Below are 16898 nucleotides of genomic sequence, written 5' to 3' on the forward strand. Positions count from 1 at the left end.
GGAGATGGGAAAGACCATCCGACGCGTTCTCACATCGGGGCTGGCGCTGGGCGCCGCCATGGCGGGAGCGGTCCAGGCTGCCGACGGCCCCGGCGCAGCCGTCTTCGAGAGCTTCACCTACCGGGGCGCGGACCCGGCGCATGCCGGGCTCACGCCCGGAGACGACACCTACCTGAACCCCATTCTGCAGGGCTTCTACCCGGACCCTTCAATCACCCGCGCCGGGGACGACTACTATCTGGTCACCTCGACCTTCAGCTACTTCCCGGGCATTCCGGTCTTTCACAGCCGCGATCTGGTGAACTGGACCCAGATCGGCAACGCGATCGACCGGCCGGATCAGCTCGACTTCGGCCGTCTGGGCCTGTCGCGCGGGGTGTTCGCCCCGACGATCGAGCATCGGGACGGCGTCTTCTACATCTTCAACACCTGCGTGGACTGCGGCGACAACTTCGTCATCACCGCGCGGGATCCGGCCGGCCCGTGGTCCGATCCGGTATGGCTGCCTGATCTCGCCGGCGGCATCGATCCGGGTGTCTTTTTCGATGACGATGGCTCCGCCTGGGTCGTCAACAACGGGCCGCCCGAGGGGCCGCCCCGCTACGAGGGGCACCGGGCGGTCTGGATCCAGCGCTTCGATCCGCAGACCCTCACGACGTTCGGTCCGCGCAAGGTTCTGGTGGACGGCGGCGTTGACCCGTCGACCAATCCGATCTGGATCGAGGGGCCGCACATCATCCGGCGCGGAGACTGGTACTATCTCATCTGCGCCGAGGGCGGCACGGCCGAGGGGCACTCCCAGGTGGTGCTTCGCTCCCGCAGCCCCGACGGCCCCTACGAGGCCTGGTCGGGCAATCCGATCCTGACGCAGCGCGACCTGCCCCGCGATCGCCCCTACCCGATCACCTCGGCCGGGCATGCGGACCTGGTGCAGCTGCCCGACGGCTCATGGTGGGCTACCTTCCTCGCCGTCCGCCCCTATGGCGACGACATGTACAATACCGGGCGCGAGACCTTCCTGCTGCCGGTCGACTGGTCCGGAGAGTGGCCGGTCATCCTCGAAAACGGCCGGGTCATCCCCTATGCCCTTCCGCGTCCGGGCCTGCCGGGCCAGCCCGACGCCGCGCCGCCGACGGCGGGCGCTTTCGAGGTCATCGATACCTTCGACGGGCCGACGCTGCCGCCCTACTGGATGATGATGCGCAATCCGCGCGAGACCTGGTTCGACCTCTCGCGCCATCCCGGGGCCCTGACGCTGACCCCCCGCGCGGACGGGCTTGGCGACAACGCCAATCCCTCGTTTCTCGGACGGCGGCAGCAGCACCAGTACGCCACCGCCGAGACCGAGCTGAGAGCCGTGCCGGCCGGGGAGGGCGAGCTCGCCGGCCTCGCCGTGCTGCAAAGCGACGAGTACTGGTACAGCCTCGCCGCCGTCCGGCGGGGGGGCGAGCCGCGCATCGAGCTGCGCCGTCGCCGCGGCCCGGGCGTGGACGCCGCCGGAGAGGTGATCGCTGCTGCGCCGCTGGGGGGCGAGGGGCCCGTGCGCTTCCGCATCTCGGCGCGCGCCGGGGCCTATGACTTCGCCTGGGCCCGGGCGGAGGGAGGCTGGCAAACCCTGCTTGAACGGGCTGACGGCGAGATGCTCAGCACGCGTGTTGCCGGCGGGTTCGTCGGCGCCGTCTTCGGTCCCTTCGCCCAGAGTGCGCCCTGAAGAGCGCGCGCCCTGAGCAGAACGCGCCCGAAAGCACGAGGGCCTGCCGGGGTGACCCGGCCGGCCCTCGCCGCCTCGGGGAGAGTTCGCGGTTCAGGTGACGGTCAGGGTGGTCGTCTTCACGTCCACGGAGTTCGGTCCCGCCATCAGGGTGAAGGTTCCGGGTTCGACGACCCGCTCCATGTCGATGTTCCAGAGCCACAGGTCCGACGGCCGGATCTCGAAGGCGACCGTGGTGGAGGCGCCCGGCTCGAGCGTAACCCGCCGGAAGTGCTTCAGCTCCTTGACGGGACGGGTGATGGAGGCGTGGTCGTCGCGGATGTAGAGCTGGACCACCTCGTCGCCGCGCACCCGGCCCGTGTTCCGCACATCCACCTCGACGCGGACTGACTCGCCGTTGCGGATCGACCCCCGCGCCAGACGCGGCGCCGACATGTCGAAGGTGGTGTAGCTGAGGCCGAAGCCGAACGGGAACAGGGGGCTGGTGTCGCCCAGCAGATAGCCCCGGCGCGACGTCGGCTTGTGATTGTAGAACACCGGCAGCTGGCCGACGCTCCGCGGGATCGTGACGGGCAGCTTGCCGCCCGGGTTGACCCGGCCAAACAGCACGTCGGCGACGCCATGGCCGGTCTCCTGGCCAAGGTACCAGCCCTCCAGCAGGGCGTCGGCGCGCTCGGCAAGTTCGGTGACCGCCAGGGGGCGACCGTTGAGCAGCAGGACGATGGTCGGCTTGCCGAGGGCGAAGATGGCGCGCGCCAGGTCCATCTGCTGGCCGAACAGCTCCAGAGTGTCCCGGTCGCCGAGGTGATTGTCGGCCCAGGCCTCGCGGCTGAGCTGCTCGTTCTCGCCGAGCACCATCAGGATGACATCCGCATCGCGTGCGTCGGCGACCGCCTGACGGATCAGACGGGCGTTGACCTCGGGTTCGACCGGTTCGACGAGATCGGCGGCCCAGACGCGGCTCTTCGTCAGCCGCACCCCCTCGGAGTAGACCACCTCGAAGCGCCCCTGAGCCTCGTTCTGCAGGCCCTCGACGACGCTGACGACGTGACGCGGAATGTCGGAATAGCCGCCGATCGGCGTGTCGCGGGCATGGGTCCCGAGCACGGCGAGCTTGCCCACGCGTCCGGCCGACAGGGGCAGGACGCCATTGTTCTTGAGCAGGATGATCCCGCGCCCCGCAGCCTCCCGGGCAAGGGCGATCGCATCCGGGGTCGCCGTAAGGCGCTCGGCCGCGTCCGGGTCAACATACGGCTGCTCGAACACGCCGGAGAGGAACTTCATGGTCAGCAGCCGGCGGACCGCGTCGTCGATCTGCGCCTCCGTCACCCGGCCGCTGCGGACCAGTTCAGGCAGATGGACATAGCCTTCGCCATCGGGCAGCTCGATATCGACCGTCGCGTCCATGGCGCGGACGGCGGCGTCCTCGATGCTGGTGAACATGCGGTGGCGCGTGTTCAGCTCGCGAATGGCGAAGTAGTCGGACACGACCGCGCCGCGGAAGCCCCATTCCTGGCGCAGGACATCGTTCAGCAGCCAGCGGTTGGCGTGTGAGGGCAGGCCGTCGATCTCGTTGTACGAGGCCATGACCGCCATGACCGGCAGCTCGGTGACGGCGCGCTCGAAGGGCGGGAAGAAGTTCTCCCGCAGGGTCCGCTCCGAGATGTTGGCGGGGCCGACGTTGGTGCCGTTCTCCGGCTGGCCGTGGCCGGTCATGTGCTTGAGGGTGACGAGCACCTTGTCCGGGGCCAGCGGCAGGGTCTCGCCCTGGTAGCCGCGGATGGCGGCGAGCCCGATCTCCGAGACGAGGTGCGGGTCCTCGCCGTAGGTCTCCTCGATCCGGCCCCAGCGCGGATCGCGCGCCACGTCCACAACCGGCGCCAGGGCCAGCTGGGCGCCGCGGGCCCGCATCTCGCGGGCGGCCACGGAAAAGATGCGGGTGACCAGTTCCGGGTCCCAGGTCGAGGCCAGGGCGATCGACTGCGGGAAGCTGGTGGCGCCGCGCGCGGTGTACCCGTGCAGGGCCTCTTCATGCAGGATCAGCGGGATGCCGAGGCGGGTGTTCTCGATGGCCCAGCGCTGGGCGGCGTTGACGTAGCTGGCGGTCTGCGGCCCGTCGCGGTTGACCGCATCGCCAGCGGCGCCCGCCGCGCCGTTCAGGCTGGGATCGACACCCCGGAAGTCTGACGGCCGGGAGATCTGGCCGAGACCATGCGGGAAGCGTTCGCTGGCCCTGGCCGGCGAAAAGTCGCCGTTGGGCTCCTGGATGTCGCCCTTGCGCTCCCAGATGCCAACCATCTGGGCCACCTTCTCCTCGAGCGTCATGCGACGCAGCAGGTCTTCCACGCGAGCCGCGACCGGCTGGGTAGCGTCGCGGTAGAGGGCGCCCGCCTCCGGTCTGCCCGCAACCTGCGCCCGGGCCAGGCCGGCGAGCGGAGCCGTGGCGACGGCTCCAAGAAGCGCCGACACGAAGGTGCGGCGGCCAAGCACAGGCGTGCGTGGGGTGGCGATGGTCATGATTAGTCCTCCCGTGGCCCTCGCCGGTTCTCGTAGCGACCTGCGATGATAGCGCTATCATGACGATAAGTCGGGCCTTGAAGGGGCGTCAACTGACTCCATGACGCATGACCTGCTAAGACTTCGGGGATTGCCGAGTCGAAGGGGCGCCCCGCCTTGAAGTCAGATGGTCCCGAAGCGGTCACGAGCCGGTCTCGCCCCTCCGGCGGTCCGGAGCGCCTGCATGGTGCGATCGCCCGCGAACTCGGCGTCGCGATCACCTCTGGGATTCACCGGCCGGGTGACATCCTCAGCAACGAGGTTGAGTTCAGCGAGCGTCTGAACGTCTCCCGCAGCGCCTATCGAGAAGCGGTGCGCATCCTCTCCGCCAAGGGGCTGGTGGAAAGCCGCCCTCGCGTCGGGACGCGGGTGAACGAGATGGCGCGCTGGAACCTGCTGGATCCGGATGTTCTGGCCTGGTTCTTTGAGGGAGAGCCGCCCGCCAAGGTGGTCGAGGGGCTGTTCGAGCTGCGCATGATCATCGAGCCGGCCGCCGCCGCCCTGGCGGCGACGCGGCGATCGGCCGCCCAGCTGGAGCAGATGCGCCGGGCGCTGGAAACCATGGAGCGGCTGACCCTCAAGACCGAGGAGGGCCAGGCTGCCGATCGTGATTTTCACCAAGCGATCCTCGACGCGACCGCCAATCCTCCGCTTGCCAGCCTGGCGTCGACGATCGGCGCGGGCGTTCGCTGGACGACGGTCTACAAGAGCCGCAAGGCGAAACTGCCCGCCGATCCCCTGCCGGAGCACTGGGCGGTGTTCGACGCCATCGCCGCCGGCGATCCCGAGCGGGCGCGGGCCACGATGCAGACCCTGATCGCCAACGCCTTGTCCCACACCTCGGCTGCGCTGGAGTCGCGGTAGCCGCGGCGCTCCGGAAGGGAGTGTGGGTTCCGCCGCACCCGCCCCTGTTGCACGGCGCGCCACCGCGGGCATAGTCATTATTGTCTGACAAAATGGCGAGGGGCCCATGACTGACCTTCCCCCCGGCGCTGTGCGGCGCGTGGTGATCCTTGGAGGCGGGACCGCCGGATGGATGACCGCCGCCGCGCTCGGCCGTCTCATCGCCCCCACCGGTGTGGAGGTGACGCTCATCGAGTCCGAGGAGATCGGCACCGTCGGGGTCGGCGAGTCGACCCTGCCTCACCTGCGCGACTTCAATCTCCGGCTCGGCATCGACGAGGCCGAGTTCATGCGCGCCACCCGCGCCACCTTCAAGCTGGGCATAGAGTTCTGTGACTGGGGCCGGCTTGGCGACCGCTACATGCATCCGTTCGGCGACTTCGGCGCCGAGGGCGGCGGCGTGCCTTTCCACCATTACTGGCTGGCGGCGCAGGCCCGGGGCGAGGCCGGCCCGCTGGACGACTACGCCGTCCCCATCGTGGCCGCCTATGAGGACCGCTTCGCCCCACCGAAAGCCGACGCCCGTTCCGTGCTTTCGACCTATGGCTACGCCTACCAGCTGGACGCGGGGCTCTACGCCGCCTTCCTGCGCCGTCTGGCGGAGGCCGCGGGCGTCCGCCGGGTCGAGGGACGGGTCGTGGACGTGGCGCAGGACGGCGATCGCGGGGCCATCGTCAGCCTCAGGCTGGCGGACGGGCAGGAGATTGCGGGGGACCTGTTTGTCGACTGTTCGGGCTTTCGCGGCCTGCTGATCGAGCAGACGCTCAAGGCCGGCTACGCCGACTGGTCGCACTGGCTGCCGTGCGACCGGGCGGTCGCCATCCCTTGCGAGAGCGTGGGCCGGACCCAGCCCTACACGCGGGCGATCGCCATGCCCGCGGGCTGGCGGTTCCGCATCCCGCTGCAGCACCGGATCGGCAACGGCTACGTCTACTGCAGCGCCTTCGAGACGCCTGAGGGCGCGACGGCTGCGCTGGAGCAGGCGCTGGAGGGGGCGCCGCGGGCGGCGCCGAACCACCTGCGGTTCCTTGCGGGCCACCGCAAGCTCAACTGGGCGAGCAACTGCGTGGCGATCGGCCTGTCGTCAGGCTTCATCGAGCCGCTGGAGTCGACCAGCATCTATCTGATCCAGGCCGGGATAACCAAGCTGGTGGAGCTGTGGCCGAGATCGCCGCTCGATACGGTGTCCGCGGACGAGTTCAATCGTCAGATGATGCTGCAGTACGAGCGGATCCGGGACTTCATCATCCTGCACTATGTGGCCACGGAGCGGGACGACACGCCGTTCTGGCGGCATATCCGGGAGATGACCATCCCGGACAGCCTGGCGACGCGGATCGAGCTGTTCCGCGAGACGGGCGTGGTGTCGGACTATCGCGAAGGGCTTTTCCTGCATGCCTCCTGGGTGGCGGTGCTGCTGGGCCAGAGGATCATGCCGCGCACCGCGCACGTGCTGGCCCGGGCGGAGGACCCGCAGCGCCTCGCCGCCGGGCTGGCGCGGTTGCGGCGCATGGTGGCCGAGGCGGGGCGCAGCCTGCCGCTGCAGGACGACTATATCGCCGCCCATTGCGCCTGGCGGCCGCCGAGCGGTCAGTCGGCAGCCTGAGCCGGCATGACCGGAACCGGGTCGAGAAAGGCGGCGACCCAGACCAGCGGGGCATTCCAGTTGATCGCCACCTCGTTCAGGGCGTAGCTGCGCAGGTCATCGGCCCAGCAGACGAGCGGCGCGCAGCGCCCCTGCAGCGCGCGGGCGACCTCGTCGGCCATGCCGGTGTTGTTGGGGCCGCCTGAGAGGGCGCCCGCCGGAGGTTCCGGCAGCGACGGATCGGCGGACCTCGCCCAGAAGCGGTGGTGGGGATGGCGCATCGGCCGGGCCCCCCAGCCGCTGATGAAGGACTGGTCCAGCGGGTTGCGTCCCAGCAGGAAGTCCAGCGCCTGGACCGCGCCGTCGCGGAAGGCCGTCTCGCCGGTCAGGTCGTGGGCTACGCCGAGGATCATGGCGCGGTTCATCAGGGCGCCGTTGGAGCCCCACTCGAAGTTCTGGCCGCCCCGCGGAAAGCCGTAGCCCTGGGTCCGCCCCTCGGCGAGATAGGTCCGGGCGCTTGCGACCAGATTGGCCCGGGCCGCGTCGCGATCCTCCGCCGGGAGGGCCGTCGGGGCGGTGGCGAGGACGAGCGTCCCCAGCGCCGCCGTGGATAGCCAGCTGATGTCGCCGGCGGGCGTCCGCCCCGCCGACGGCCCGGCCAGCCAGAAAGGGGAGGCGCGCAGGGCCTCGAGGTACGTCGCCTCCCCTGTGGCGGCGTAGAGCTCGGCGGCCGCCCAGTAGAGTTCGTCGCGGGTGTCGTCGTCGCCATAGGCGCCGCCGCCCTCGAACGCGTCCCAGGCGCGGAGGGCGGGATGGCGGGCCGCCGCCGCCCAGGCGCGCCGCGCGGACGTCAGGCAGCGCTCGGCGAAGGCGGGGTCGATCTCCCTCCAGACCCGGGCGCACTGGGCGGTCGCCGCGGCGAGGTTCAGGGTCGCCGCTGTCGTCGGCGGATAAAGCAGGCGCTCCGCCGGCGCATCCGCCGGGCGGGTGGGCAGCGGGGTCCAGGCGCGGTCATGAACCTTGTGGTGGGCGAGGCCGCCGCCGTCGATCTGCGCCAGCTGCGGGACGCCGTCCCGGATTGTCACCGGCGCCCAGACGCGGCCCCCGTCGGGGATCTGCATGCGAAGCAGGAACTCGAGCTGGTAGCGGGCCTCGTCGAGCAGGTCGTCGACGCCGTTGCCCGCCTCCGGGATGTCGGCCGTCCCGTCGGCGAAGGGGGCGAGACCGCTCCGGTCGGCGCGCTCCCAGGCGTTGACGAGGGTCCAGACGGAGATGCCGCCGTTGACGACATATTTGCCGTGGTCGCCGGCGTCGTACCATCCGCCGGTCACGTCGAGCCGGTAGTCGCAGCCGGGCCAGTCCACGCCGCGCGGGTCACGGCCGGAGAAGCAGGTGGCGATCTCGCTGGCGTGGCCCGCAGCTCGGGCGAGGTCGGGCCGTGCGACGTGATCGACCAGGATCGGGACGCCGGCGCGGTTCTGGTAGAAATAGGCCAGGGCGTCGGTCTTCAGCGCGGCGAACGGCCGGGCGGCGATCCGGAAAGGGCGGCTGGACGCGTCGCCGACCTGCAGCCGCCAGGCCTCGCCGGCCGCCTGCAGGTCGCTGAAGTCGATCGTGTGCACCCGCTCCCCGGACGCCGGGTCGGGGCCGACCACCCGGGTCAGGCCTTCGGCGGCGACAGCGCCGTCGGCGCCGACCACCCGCCACGGGAGGGGACGGGTGGCGTCCGTGACCACGGTCGCCCCCTTGGGCCCGGTCTGCTCGAAGCCCGCCTGGTTCAGACGGACCGGCGGCGCGTCGCCGGGGGCGGTCACCCGGGGGCCGGTCGCGGCGGCAGCCGGCCCGGGCGTCGGCGCTGTGTTCCGCGGCAGCCGGGCGGGATCGTAGTTCTGGCCGAAGTTGAGCAGCAGGGCCGGCCCGAGCTCGACCGTGTGGTCGGCGGTGGCGAGGTGCACGGCGAGGTTCGTGGCGCCGGCGGCATAGTCCGCGCCGGCGACGCCCGAGGCGTAGACCAGCCCCCATTCGGACCCGATCGCGACGTTGTCCTCGGCGAGGCCGCCGTAGGGCGCGGCGGCTTCCTGCACCCGCAGGGTCACCCGACTGGTGGCCTGGCCGGGCGGGGGCGTGTGCAGGCGGGCCCAGACCGCCAACAACACCGTATCGCCCTGACGAATGGCGCCGGGAATGGTCATCTGGGCCGCCACGGTCCAGGGCTGGTCCGAACGGCGCGCCGCCACCCGGATCGCCCGCTCGCCCAGAACGCCTTCAGCCCGCTGAGGCCGGGGCGGTCGCGACACGCCGATCACCTGCCACGACTCCACGCGGGGATTGTTGATGACGTACTGCATGATGTCGCCGTCCTGGGCGACGGCGGCCGGTGCGGGCGTCCAGAGCCCGAACAGCACCATCGCTGCGGCGATGAGGGTGCGTTTCATGATGTGCCTCCCGTTCCGGATCTGCGTCCGGGTCGACAATACTCAGACAAATTCCCGCGCAGGTGACAAGACCGGTGGCGCCTCTGACGCAGCGCAGTGGCGCCGGATGAAGTCGGCGTGATCGGGCATCTGGTCAGCGCAGGTGCGCATCACCCGCCGCACCTCGTCCAGGCGGGCGCGGGTTTCGTCCAGGTCCAGCAGGTCGGCGACGGGGTCGTAGCGCCGGGGTCTGAGGCCCTGACCGATCATCACGGCGAACCAGCTGGTGTCATTGAACAGTTCGTCGTCCTCACGGAAAATTCGCCCGGTCGTCTCGAACAGGCGGTACTTTTCCCGGAGCGTATCGGGGATCTCCATCTCCCGGCATCGCCGCCAGAAGGCCGTGTCGTCGCGCTCGGTCAGGTGGTAGTGCAGGATGATGAAGTCCCGCACCTGCTCCATCTCGCGGGCGGTCATGCGGTTGAAGCGGTCGCGGTCCGCCGCCGGGAACTCACGGTCCGGGAACATTTGCAGCATCCTGGCGATGCCGCTCTGGATCAGGTGGATGCTGGTCGACTCCAGCGGCTCGATGAAGCCGGCGGCCAGCCCGATGGCGATGCAGTTCTTGACCCAGGCCTGTTTCCGCCGACCTGTGACAAAGCGGATCTGGCGCGGGTCGGCCAGCGGAGCCCCGTCCAGATTGGCGAGCAGGGTGGCGGCGGCCTCGTCGTCCGAGATGTGTGCGCTGGAATAGACATAGCCGTTGCCGGTGCGGTGCTGCAGCGGGATGCGCCACTGCCAGCCGGCCTCGCGGGCGGTCGACCGGGTGAAGGGCGTCAGCGGAGCCGCGCTTTCGCAGGGCACCGCGAGAGCCCGGTCGCAGGGCAGCCAGCGGGTCCACTCTTCGTAGCCCGCCTTGAGCGTCTGCTCGATCAGCAGGCCGCGGAAGCCGGAGCAGTCGACGAACAGCTCGCCGTCGATGCGGACACCGCTCTCCAGCACCACCGCCTCGATGAAGCCGTCCGCCGCGCGCTGGTCCACGCGGACGATCCTGCCTTCCTGCCGACGGACGCCATGCGCCTCGGCGAACTCCCGCAGGAAGCGGGCGTAGAGGCCGGCGTCGAAGTGGAAGGCGTAGGCGATGTTCGACAGCGGCGACCGGCCGGCATTGATCGACCGCATGAAGCGATTGTCGGCGGCGGCGACGGACTGCAGCGAATAGTCGGTGACCGGATGCGGGTCGCCGCCATGCATGAGCCGCAGCCAGTAGGCGTGGAAGGATACGCCCTCCATGTCGACGCCGAAGGGGCCGAAGGGGTGGAAGTAGCTGTGGCCCTTGCGGCCCCAGTCGACGAACTCGATGCCGAGCTTGAAGCTGCCTTTCGTGCGGCGGACGAAGTCGTCCTCGTCGAGGCCCAGCAGGCGGTTGAAGATGCCGATCTGCGGGATGGTGGCCTCGCCGACGCCGACGATGCCGATCTCGTCGGACTCGACCAGCACGATCTCGGCGTAATCGCGGCCCAGGACCCTGCCGAGGGCGGCGGCGGTCATCCAGCCGGCGGTCCCGCCGCCGACAATGACGATCTTGCGTATACGGGCGTCGGACATCAGGCGGCCTCGGGCGTTGCGCAGAAGCGGGAGATGACCTCGGCGTGGGCGGGCATGGCGTCGACGGCCTGGTCGATCGCGCGCCGCACGCCGCCGAGCGCCGCGTCCAGCTCCGCTTCGGGGATCAGATCGGCGAGGGGGTCATAACCCTCGGGGGTGAGGTTCTGGCCCAGCATGACCGCCAGCCAGCTGGATTCGGCGAACAGCTCCTCCTCATGACGGAAGAAGCGGCCACGGTGGCGGAACAGGTCCATGCGCCGCTGCAGCGCCTCGGGGACGGCCATGGCGCGACAGCTGTCCCACAGCGGCTCACCGACCCGGCCGTTCGCCTTGTAATGGAGGATGATGAAGTCGCGAATCTGCTCCATCTGCAGGTTTGACAGACGATTGTATTCGTCGATGGCGCGCGGATCGAAGTCGCGGTCGGGGAAGAGCGCCAGCAGCTTGGTGATGCCGGCCTGGATCAGGTGAATGCTGGTGGACTCCAGCGGCTCGAGGAAGCCGGAGGCGAGGCCGAGCGCGACGCAGTTGCCCACCCAGGCCTTGCGGCGCCGGCCGGCCGTGAAGCGGAGGCCCCGCGGCTCGGCGAGGGCGGGGCCGTCGAGGCTGGCGAGCAGCGCGGCCGTCGCCTCGTCCTCGGAGATGTGATCGCTGCAGTAGACGTAGCCGTTGCCGATCCGGTGCTGCAGGGGAATGCGCCAGCGCCAGCCGGCGCGCTCGGCGGTCGCCCGGGTGTAGGGGGACGGCGGCTCACCCCCGTGGCCGCAGGGGACCGCCACGGCGCGATCGCAGGGCAGCCAGTGGCTCCAGTCCTCGAAGCCGGCCCCGAGGGCCTGTTCGATCAGCAGCCCCTGGAAGCCGCTGCAGTCGATGAACAGATCCCCGTCGATCAGCCCGCCGTCCTCCAGCCTCACCGCATCGATGAAGCCTGTCGCGCCGTTGCGGACGACGTCGGTGATCCGTCCCTCGCGCCGGGTGACGCCCCGCGCCTCTGAAAACGTCCTGAGGAAGCGGGCGTAAAGCGCCGCATCGAAGTGGAAGGCCCAGGTCATGCGGGTGAAGGGCGCCCGCGGGTCGCCCGGACCGAACCGCCCGCGGCGCGCCGCCGTCTCGCAGATGTTGTAGGCCCCGAGCGGACCGGCGCGGCCGGCGTCGTGCAGGCGACGCCAGACCTGGTGGAACTTCACGCCGTCCAGATCGGCGCCGAAGCCGCCGAACGGATGCATGTAGGCTTCGCCGGGCCGGCCCCAGCCGACGAACTCGATGCCGAGTTTGAAGGTCCCGCCCGTGGCGCGGACCATCTCGGCTTCGTCGAGACCCAGCATGGCGTTGAAGGTGCGGATCGGCGGAATCGTGGCTTCGCCGACCCCGACCGTCCCGATGGCGTCGGATTCAATGAGCTCGACGCGGGTTGCGCCGTCGGCGCATAGCCGCGACAGCGCGGCGGCGGCCATCCAGCCCGCCGTGCCCCCGCCCACGATCACGATCCGGCGGATCCGCCGCTCCGACATGTCGCCTCCCATCGCCCGGTTTCCGGGTCCTTGCTTCCGATCCTGCCTCCGAAGCCCCCGGGAAACCATGGGCTTGCGAACGGCGATTTCGTGAGTTAGCGTCAATACTCAGACATTTCCAAGCCTGTCGATGATAGCGCTAACAAGGAAGTGCTGGAGGGAGCTAGGGAGGGATTTCCATCATGCGCATCATCACGCCAGCAGTGCGTCCGCAAACAGCTCGCCGGGCCTTGGCCAGCAGCGTCTCGCTCGTCGCCATCGCCGCTTTCACGCCGGCGCTGGCCCAGGAACCGCCGTCTTCGCAGGACCCGACCGAGGTCGAGGAAGTGGTCGTCACCGGCATTCGCGGCAGCCTGCGCAGCAGCCAGGACCTGAAGCAGAACGCCGAGGTCTTCGTTGACTCGATCACCTCGGAAGACATCGGGGCCCTGCCGGATCGCTCCGTCACCGAGGCCTTGCAGCGGGTCCCCGGCGTCGCCATCGACCGCTTCGCCGCCGGCGTTGACCCCGACCACTTCTCGGTCGAGGGCTCGGGCGTGGTGGTGCGCGGTCTGACCTTCGTCCGCTCGGAGCTGAACGGCCGCGACACCTTCACCGCCAACAACGGCCGCGCGCTCAGTTTCGCCGATGTGCCGCCGGAGCTGATGGGCGGCGTCGACGTGTTCAAGAGCCCCTCCGCCGACATGATCGAGGGCGGCATCGCCGGCACCGTGAACCTGCGCACGCGCCTTCCGTTCGACTCGGCCGGCCGGCTGATCGCCGCCTCGGCCGAGGCCAGCTATGGCGACTTCGCCAAGGAGGTCACGCCGACCATCTCGGCCCTGATCAGCGACCGCTGGGAGAACGGGGCGGGCGAGTTCGGGGTGATGCTGAACGCCGTCTACTCGCAGCTGATCTCGCGCGGGGATGGCCAGCAGATCTCCAACTATGGCCCGCGAACCCTCTATTCCAATGGCGATGTGGTCGACCCCGGCGGGGCGACCGCGGTGCAGGATGTCTGGTTCCCGCGCGGCGCGGCCTTCCGCTCGCAGGAGTTCGACCGCGAGCGGCGCGGCTACGCCGGCGCCTTCCAGTGGCGCAGCAACGATCGGCGCGTGCAGGCCACGGCGCAGTTCCTGCGGTCGGATTCCAGCCAGGCCTGGACCGAACACGCCATGGAGATCGCCACCGACAACGTCACCAGCAACGGCGACTCCCAGGCGCAGCAGGGCACGACCCTGACCTTCGGCCCGGACGGCCTGTTCACCAGCGGCATCATCACCGGCACCACCGGCTGGCGCGCTGACCAGAACGGCCCGGACCCGCGCACGCCGATCAACGGGCTCCAGAGCAACAACATCCGGCGGGACGTCGAGCAGAATGCCGTAACGACCGATTACGGCTTCAACCTGCGCTGGACCCCGACCGACCGGCTGGGGCTCAGCTTCGACTACCAGCATGTCGACTCGACCGTGGACGTGCTCGACGCCGGCCTGTGGAACACCACCTACCAGAACGCCAGCATCGAGATCCGCGGCAGCGACGTTCCGGTGGTGACGTTCCTGCCGCCGTTCCTCGACGGGACGCCCTGCGTCGGCGCGCCGTCGGCGACGTGTCCCGGCTACTATCGCAACGGCAACGAAAACTTCTCGTCGCCCTACAACTCGTTCTCGCGGGCGGCGATGGATCACCTCGAGAAGAGCGAGGGCACGCTCGATGCCGTTCGCATCGATGGGGAGTACAGCTTCGATGACGGCTGGATCCGGTCGCTGCGGTTCGGCGCGCGCCATGCGGTGCGCGACCAGACCACCCGCTTCAGCACCTACAACTGGGGCGTCCTGACCGAGCAGTGGGGCGAGAACGGCCCGGTGTGGCTGAGCGACAATGTCGACGGCGTGCCGAACGCCGACGGCGCGCCCGGCGGCCCCGGCTTCGTGCCGGCTGACTTCAACCGCGTGTTCACCTTCGACAACTTCATGCGCGGTCAGGTGCCGGTACCCACGGGCGACCAGCCCCGGCTATTCTTCGGCCAGAGCACGATCGACAATTACAATGGCCTCTATCGTGACTATGCGCTGGCCATCGGCGACGAGTGGCGGGCGCGCCTGAACGGAGCGGGCTGCCAGCAGAACTGGGTGCCGCTGGCCCTGCGCTGCGGCGCTGACGCGGACGGCTTCCTGCCGCAGGAGATCAATCCGGTCCAGGAAGAGACCAACGCCGCCTACTTCATGGTCCGCTTCGGCAACGAGTTCGACAATGGCTGGAACCTGACCGGCAACCTCGGCCTGCGCTACACCAAGACCGAACGCGCCGCCCAGGGCTTCCAGGCGTTTAATCTCGGCACCTTCCCGAGCGAGGCGGACTGCGCCGTCCCGGTTCCGGTCGGACAGGAGCCGTCGCCGTTCTGCGCCCTGGCCCCGGACGTGCGGGCCGCCTCGCGGGCCTATGCCGACGGCACGACCACGCCGTTCACCGCGGACACGGACTTCGATTACTGGCTGCCCAGCTTCAATGCGCGCCTGGAGGTCGGCAACGGGCTGCAGTTCCGCGTCGGCCTGTCGCGGACCATCACGCCGCCGGACATCGGCCTGACCCGGGCGTTCTACAACATCACCCTGTCGACCAACGCGCAGGACATCGTCAACGGTCGTCCGACTGGCCGCTTCACCGTGGGCAACCCCTACCTGCGGCCGATCAGCGCCAACAACATCGACCTGTCGGCCGAATGGTACTTCGCCCAGGTCGGCCAGCTGACGCTGTCCCTGTTCTACAAGGAACTGGAAGACGTCATCACCAACGGCACCGAGCGTCTCGCCTTCACCAATAACGGCGCGACCTTCGATGCGGTGGTCACCACCCCGGTGAACTCGGACGACACCGGCACCATCCAGGGCTTCGAGGTCGCCTATCAGCAGACCTACGACTTCCTGCCGGCCCCCTTCGACGGCCTGGGGATGTCGGCGAACTACACCTACATCGACTCCGAGGGCGTGGCGCAGAGCACCCTGTCCTCCACCGATCCCGATGTGGCGGCCGGTCGCGTGGCCAACATCGACACCAGCCTGCTGCCGCTCCAGAACCTGTCAGAGCACACCGCCAACCTCGCGGTGTTCTATGAGAAGGGGCCGCTGTCGGCGCGTCTGGCCTACGCCTGGCGCTCCGAGTTCCTGATCACGCCGCGGGACGTCATCGTGCCGTTCGCGCCCATCATGAACGAGGACACCGGCCAGCTGGACGGGTCGATCTTCTACAACATCAATGACACCACCCGGATCGGGATCCAGGCGGTCAACCTGACCAACGAGATCACCCGCACGACCCAGGTCCTGAACAACGACCTGCTGCGGGCGCCCCGCTCCTGGTTCATGAATGATCGCCGGTTCACGCTTGTGCTGCGGTCGACCTTCTGAGTCTGTCTCCCCCCTGGACAGGGCGCGCCGGTTCCCGGCGCGCCCTCCTTTCTCGAAGTTCCGGATTCGCCATGATCACGCGTCGACAGTCGCTGGCCCTCGCCGCGGGCAGCCTTGCAGCCGGCTGGGCCGGCGCTTCCGCCGCCCAGGCGGCGCCGAGCCTCCACGACCTTGCGCAACGCTCCGGCCGCCGCTTCGGCAGCGCGGTCGGCGCCGGCGCCCCGGGGACCCTCACGGCTTCGTTCGACAATGCCCGGTACCGGCAGCTGCTCGAGCGCGAGTGCGGCGTGCTGGTCCACGAGAACGAGCTGAAATGGTATGTGCTGCGCCCCGAGGCGGACCGCTTCGTGTTTGGTCCGGCCGATCGGATCGCCGGCTTCGCGGCCGAGCGTGGCATGGGCCTGCGCGGCCACACCCTGATCTGGCATCATCCCCAGTGGTTTCCGGCCTGGACCACCACGCACGATTACGGCGCGCGCCCGGCCGCCGAGGTCGAGCGGCTGGTGCTGGAGCACATCGACGCCATCATCGATCGCTACGGGGCGATCGATTCCTGGGACGTCATCAATGAGGCGGTCGACCCGGCGGACGGCAGCCTGCGCGTGACGCCGTTCTCGCAGCGTATGGGCGGTCCGGAGGCGGTGATGGATCTCGCCTTCCGCCGGGCGCGCGAGAAGGCGCCCGGCGCCCAGCTGGTCTACAACGATTACATGAGCTGGGAAGCCGGCCACGAGACCCATCAGGCAGGCGTCCTGCGGCTGCTGGAGGGGTTCAGGGCGCGGGGAGTCCCGTGCGACGCGCTTGGCGTTCAGAGTCACATCGGCTCGGGCAACGCCGACGACTCGGTCGGTTTCGACACCGCCCGCGACGACAACTGGCGCCGCTTCCTCGATGAGGTGGTGGGCATGGGCTACGATCTGGTGATCACCGAGTTCGACGTCCACGACCGGAATCTGCCGGCGGACGTTCCGGCCCGGGACGCCGCCGTGGCGGCTCTGGCCCGGCGCTATCTGGACCTGATGCTGAGCTATCCGCAGATGGGCGACATCCTGTGCTGGGGTCTGTCGGACCAGCATACCTGGCTGCAGGATCGCTGGCTGCGGGACGACCGGCTGCCGAAGCGGCCGACGCCCTACGACGCCGACTATCGGCCCAAGCCGCTGCGCGAGGCGATCGCCGCGGCGCTGCGCGACGCCACGCCCCGGCGCACGGCCTGACGGC

General features: G+C 69.7%; 9 protein-coding genes. 5 read left to right on the top strand and 4 right to left on the bottom strand.

Annotated features, from left to right (window positions below):
• The first annotated feature begins 4 nt into the window (after window positions 1-4).
• Window positions 5-1711: a glycoside hydrolase family 43 protein gene (locus tag VGN74_RS11225; protein WP_327448194.1), complete on the top strand. Its 1707-nt coding sequence runs from the start codon at window positions 5-7 to the stop codon at window positions 1709-1711.
• 93 nt (window positions 1712-1804) lie between these two features.
• Here VGN74_RS11225 and VGN74_RS11230 read toward each other — a convergent pair whose 3' ends face one another.
• Window positions 1805-4228 carry a glycoside hydrolase family 3 N-terminal domain-containing protein gene (locus VGN74_RS11230; protein WP_327448196.1) on the bottom strand — a complete coding sequence of 808 codons (2424 nt, stop codon included), beginning with the start codon at window positions 4226-4228 and terminating at the stop codon, window positions 1805-1807.
• 156 nt (window positions 4229-4384) lie between these two features.
• Here VGN74_RS11230 and VGN74_RS11235 point away from each other — a divergent pair, with 156 nt between their 5' ends.
• Window positions 4385-5131, top strand: coding sequence for a FadR/GntR family transcriptional regulator (locus tag VGN74_RS11235; RefSeq protein ID WP_327448198.1), 747 nt, complete (start codon window positions 4385-4387; stop codon window positions 5129-5131).
• 106 nt (window positions 5132-5237) lie between these two features.
• The gene (locus VGN74_RS11240; RefSeq protein ID WP_327448200.1) at window positions 5238-6776 is read left to right on the top strand and encodes a tryptophan halogenase family protein; all 1539 of its coding nucleotides are present in this window, start codon (window positions 5238-5240) and stop codon (window positions 6774-6776) included.
• On the opposite strand, the gene VGN74_RS11245 is transcribed toward VGN74_RS11240, so the two are convergent.
• Genes VGN74_RS11245 through VGN74_RS11255 form a run of 3 tightly spaced genes read right to left on the bottom strand, consistent with a single transcriptional unit; the run spans window position 6761 to window position 12288 of the window.
• The gene (locus VGN74_RS11245) at window positions 6761-9190 is read right to left on the bottom strand and encodes a glycoside hydrolase family 9 protein (protein WP_327448202.1); all 2430 of its coding nucleotides are present in this window, start codon (window positions 9188-9190) and stop codon (window positions 6761-6763) included. The genes VGN74_RS11240 and VGN74_RS11245 overlap by 16 nt on opposite strands.
• Before the next feature lie 42 nt (window positions 9191-9232).
• Window positions 9233-10777, bottom strand: coding sequence for a tryptophan halogenase family protein (locus VGN74_RS11250; RefSeq protein ID WP_327448204.1), 1545 nt, complete (start codon window positions 10775-10777; stop codon window positions 9233-9235).
• Complete coding sequence (locus VGN74_RS11255; protein ID WP_327448206.1) at window positions 10777-12288, bottom strand: tryptophan halogenase family protein; 1512 nt, start codon at window positions 12286-12288, stop codon at window positions 10777-10779. Before VGN74_RS11255 ends, VGN74_RS11250 begins: the two co-directional genes overlap by 1 nt.
• A gap of 230 nt (window positions 12289-12518) precedes the next feature.
• Here VGN74_RS11255 and VGN74_RS11260 point away from each other — a divergent pair, with 230 nt between their 5' ends.
• Both VGN74_RS11260 and VGN74_RS11265 read left to right on the top strand, forming a co-directional pair.
• On the top strand, window positions 12519-15677 hold the full coding sequence (locus VGN74_RS11260) for a TonB-dependent receptor (protein WP_327448208.1): 3159 nt from the start codon (window positions 12519-12521) through the stop codon (window positions 15675-15677).
• A gap of 71 nt (window positions 15678-15748) precedes the next feature.
• Entirely contained in the window at window positions 15749-16894 is a 1146-nt protein-coding gene (locus VGN74_RS11265; protein WP_327448211.1) for an endo-1,4-beta-xylanase, read from the top strand.
• Window positions 16895-16898: the final 4 nt, after the last annotated feature.

The sequence above is a fragment of the Brevundimonas sp. genome, from assembly GCF_035998205.1.
Taxonomy (GTDB): domain Bacteria; phylum Pseudomonadota; class Alphaproteobacteria; order Caulobacterales; family Caulobacteraceae; genus Brevundimonas.

Coding starts and splice junctions, on each gene's coding strand:
- VGN74_RS11225 (WP_327448194.1), top strand. CDS start 5: ATGGGAAAGACCATCCGACGCGTTCTCACATCGGGGCTGGCGCTGGGC.
- VGN74_RS11230 (WP_327448196.1), bottom strand. CDS start 4,228: ATGACCATCGCCACCCCACGCACGCCTGTGCTTGGCCGCCGCACCTTC.
- VGN74_RS11240 (WP_327448200.1), top strand. CDS start 5,238: ATGACTGACCTTCCCCCCGGCGCTGTGCGGCGCGTGGTGATCCTTGGA.
- VGN74_RS11245 (WP_327448202.1), bottom strand. CDS start 9,190: ATGAAACGCACCCTCATCGCCGCAGCGATGGTGCTGTTCGGGCTCTGG.
- VGN74_RS11250 (WP_327448204.1), bottom strand. CDS start 10,777: ATGTCCGACGCCCGTATACGCAAGATCGTCATTGTCGGCGGCGGGACC.
- VGN74_RS11255 (WP_327448206.1), bottom strand. CDS start 12,288: ATGTCGGAGCGGCGGATCCGCCGGATCGTGATCGTGGGCGGGGGCACG.
- VGN74_RS11265 (WP_327448211.1), top strand. CDS start 15,749: ATGATCACGCGTCGACAGTCGCTGGCCCTCGCCGCGGGCAGCCTTGCA.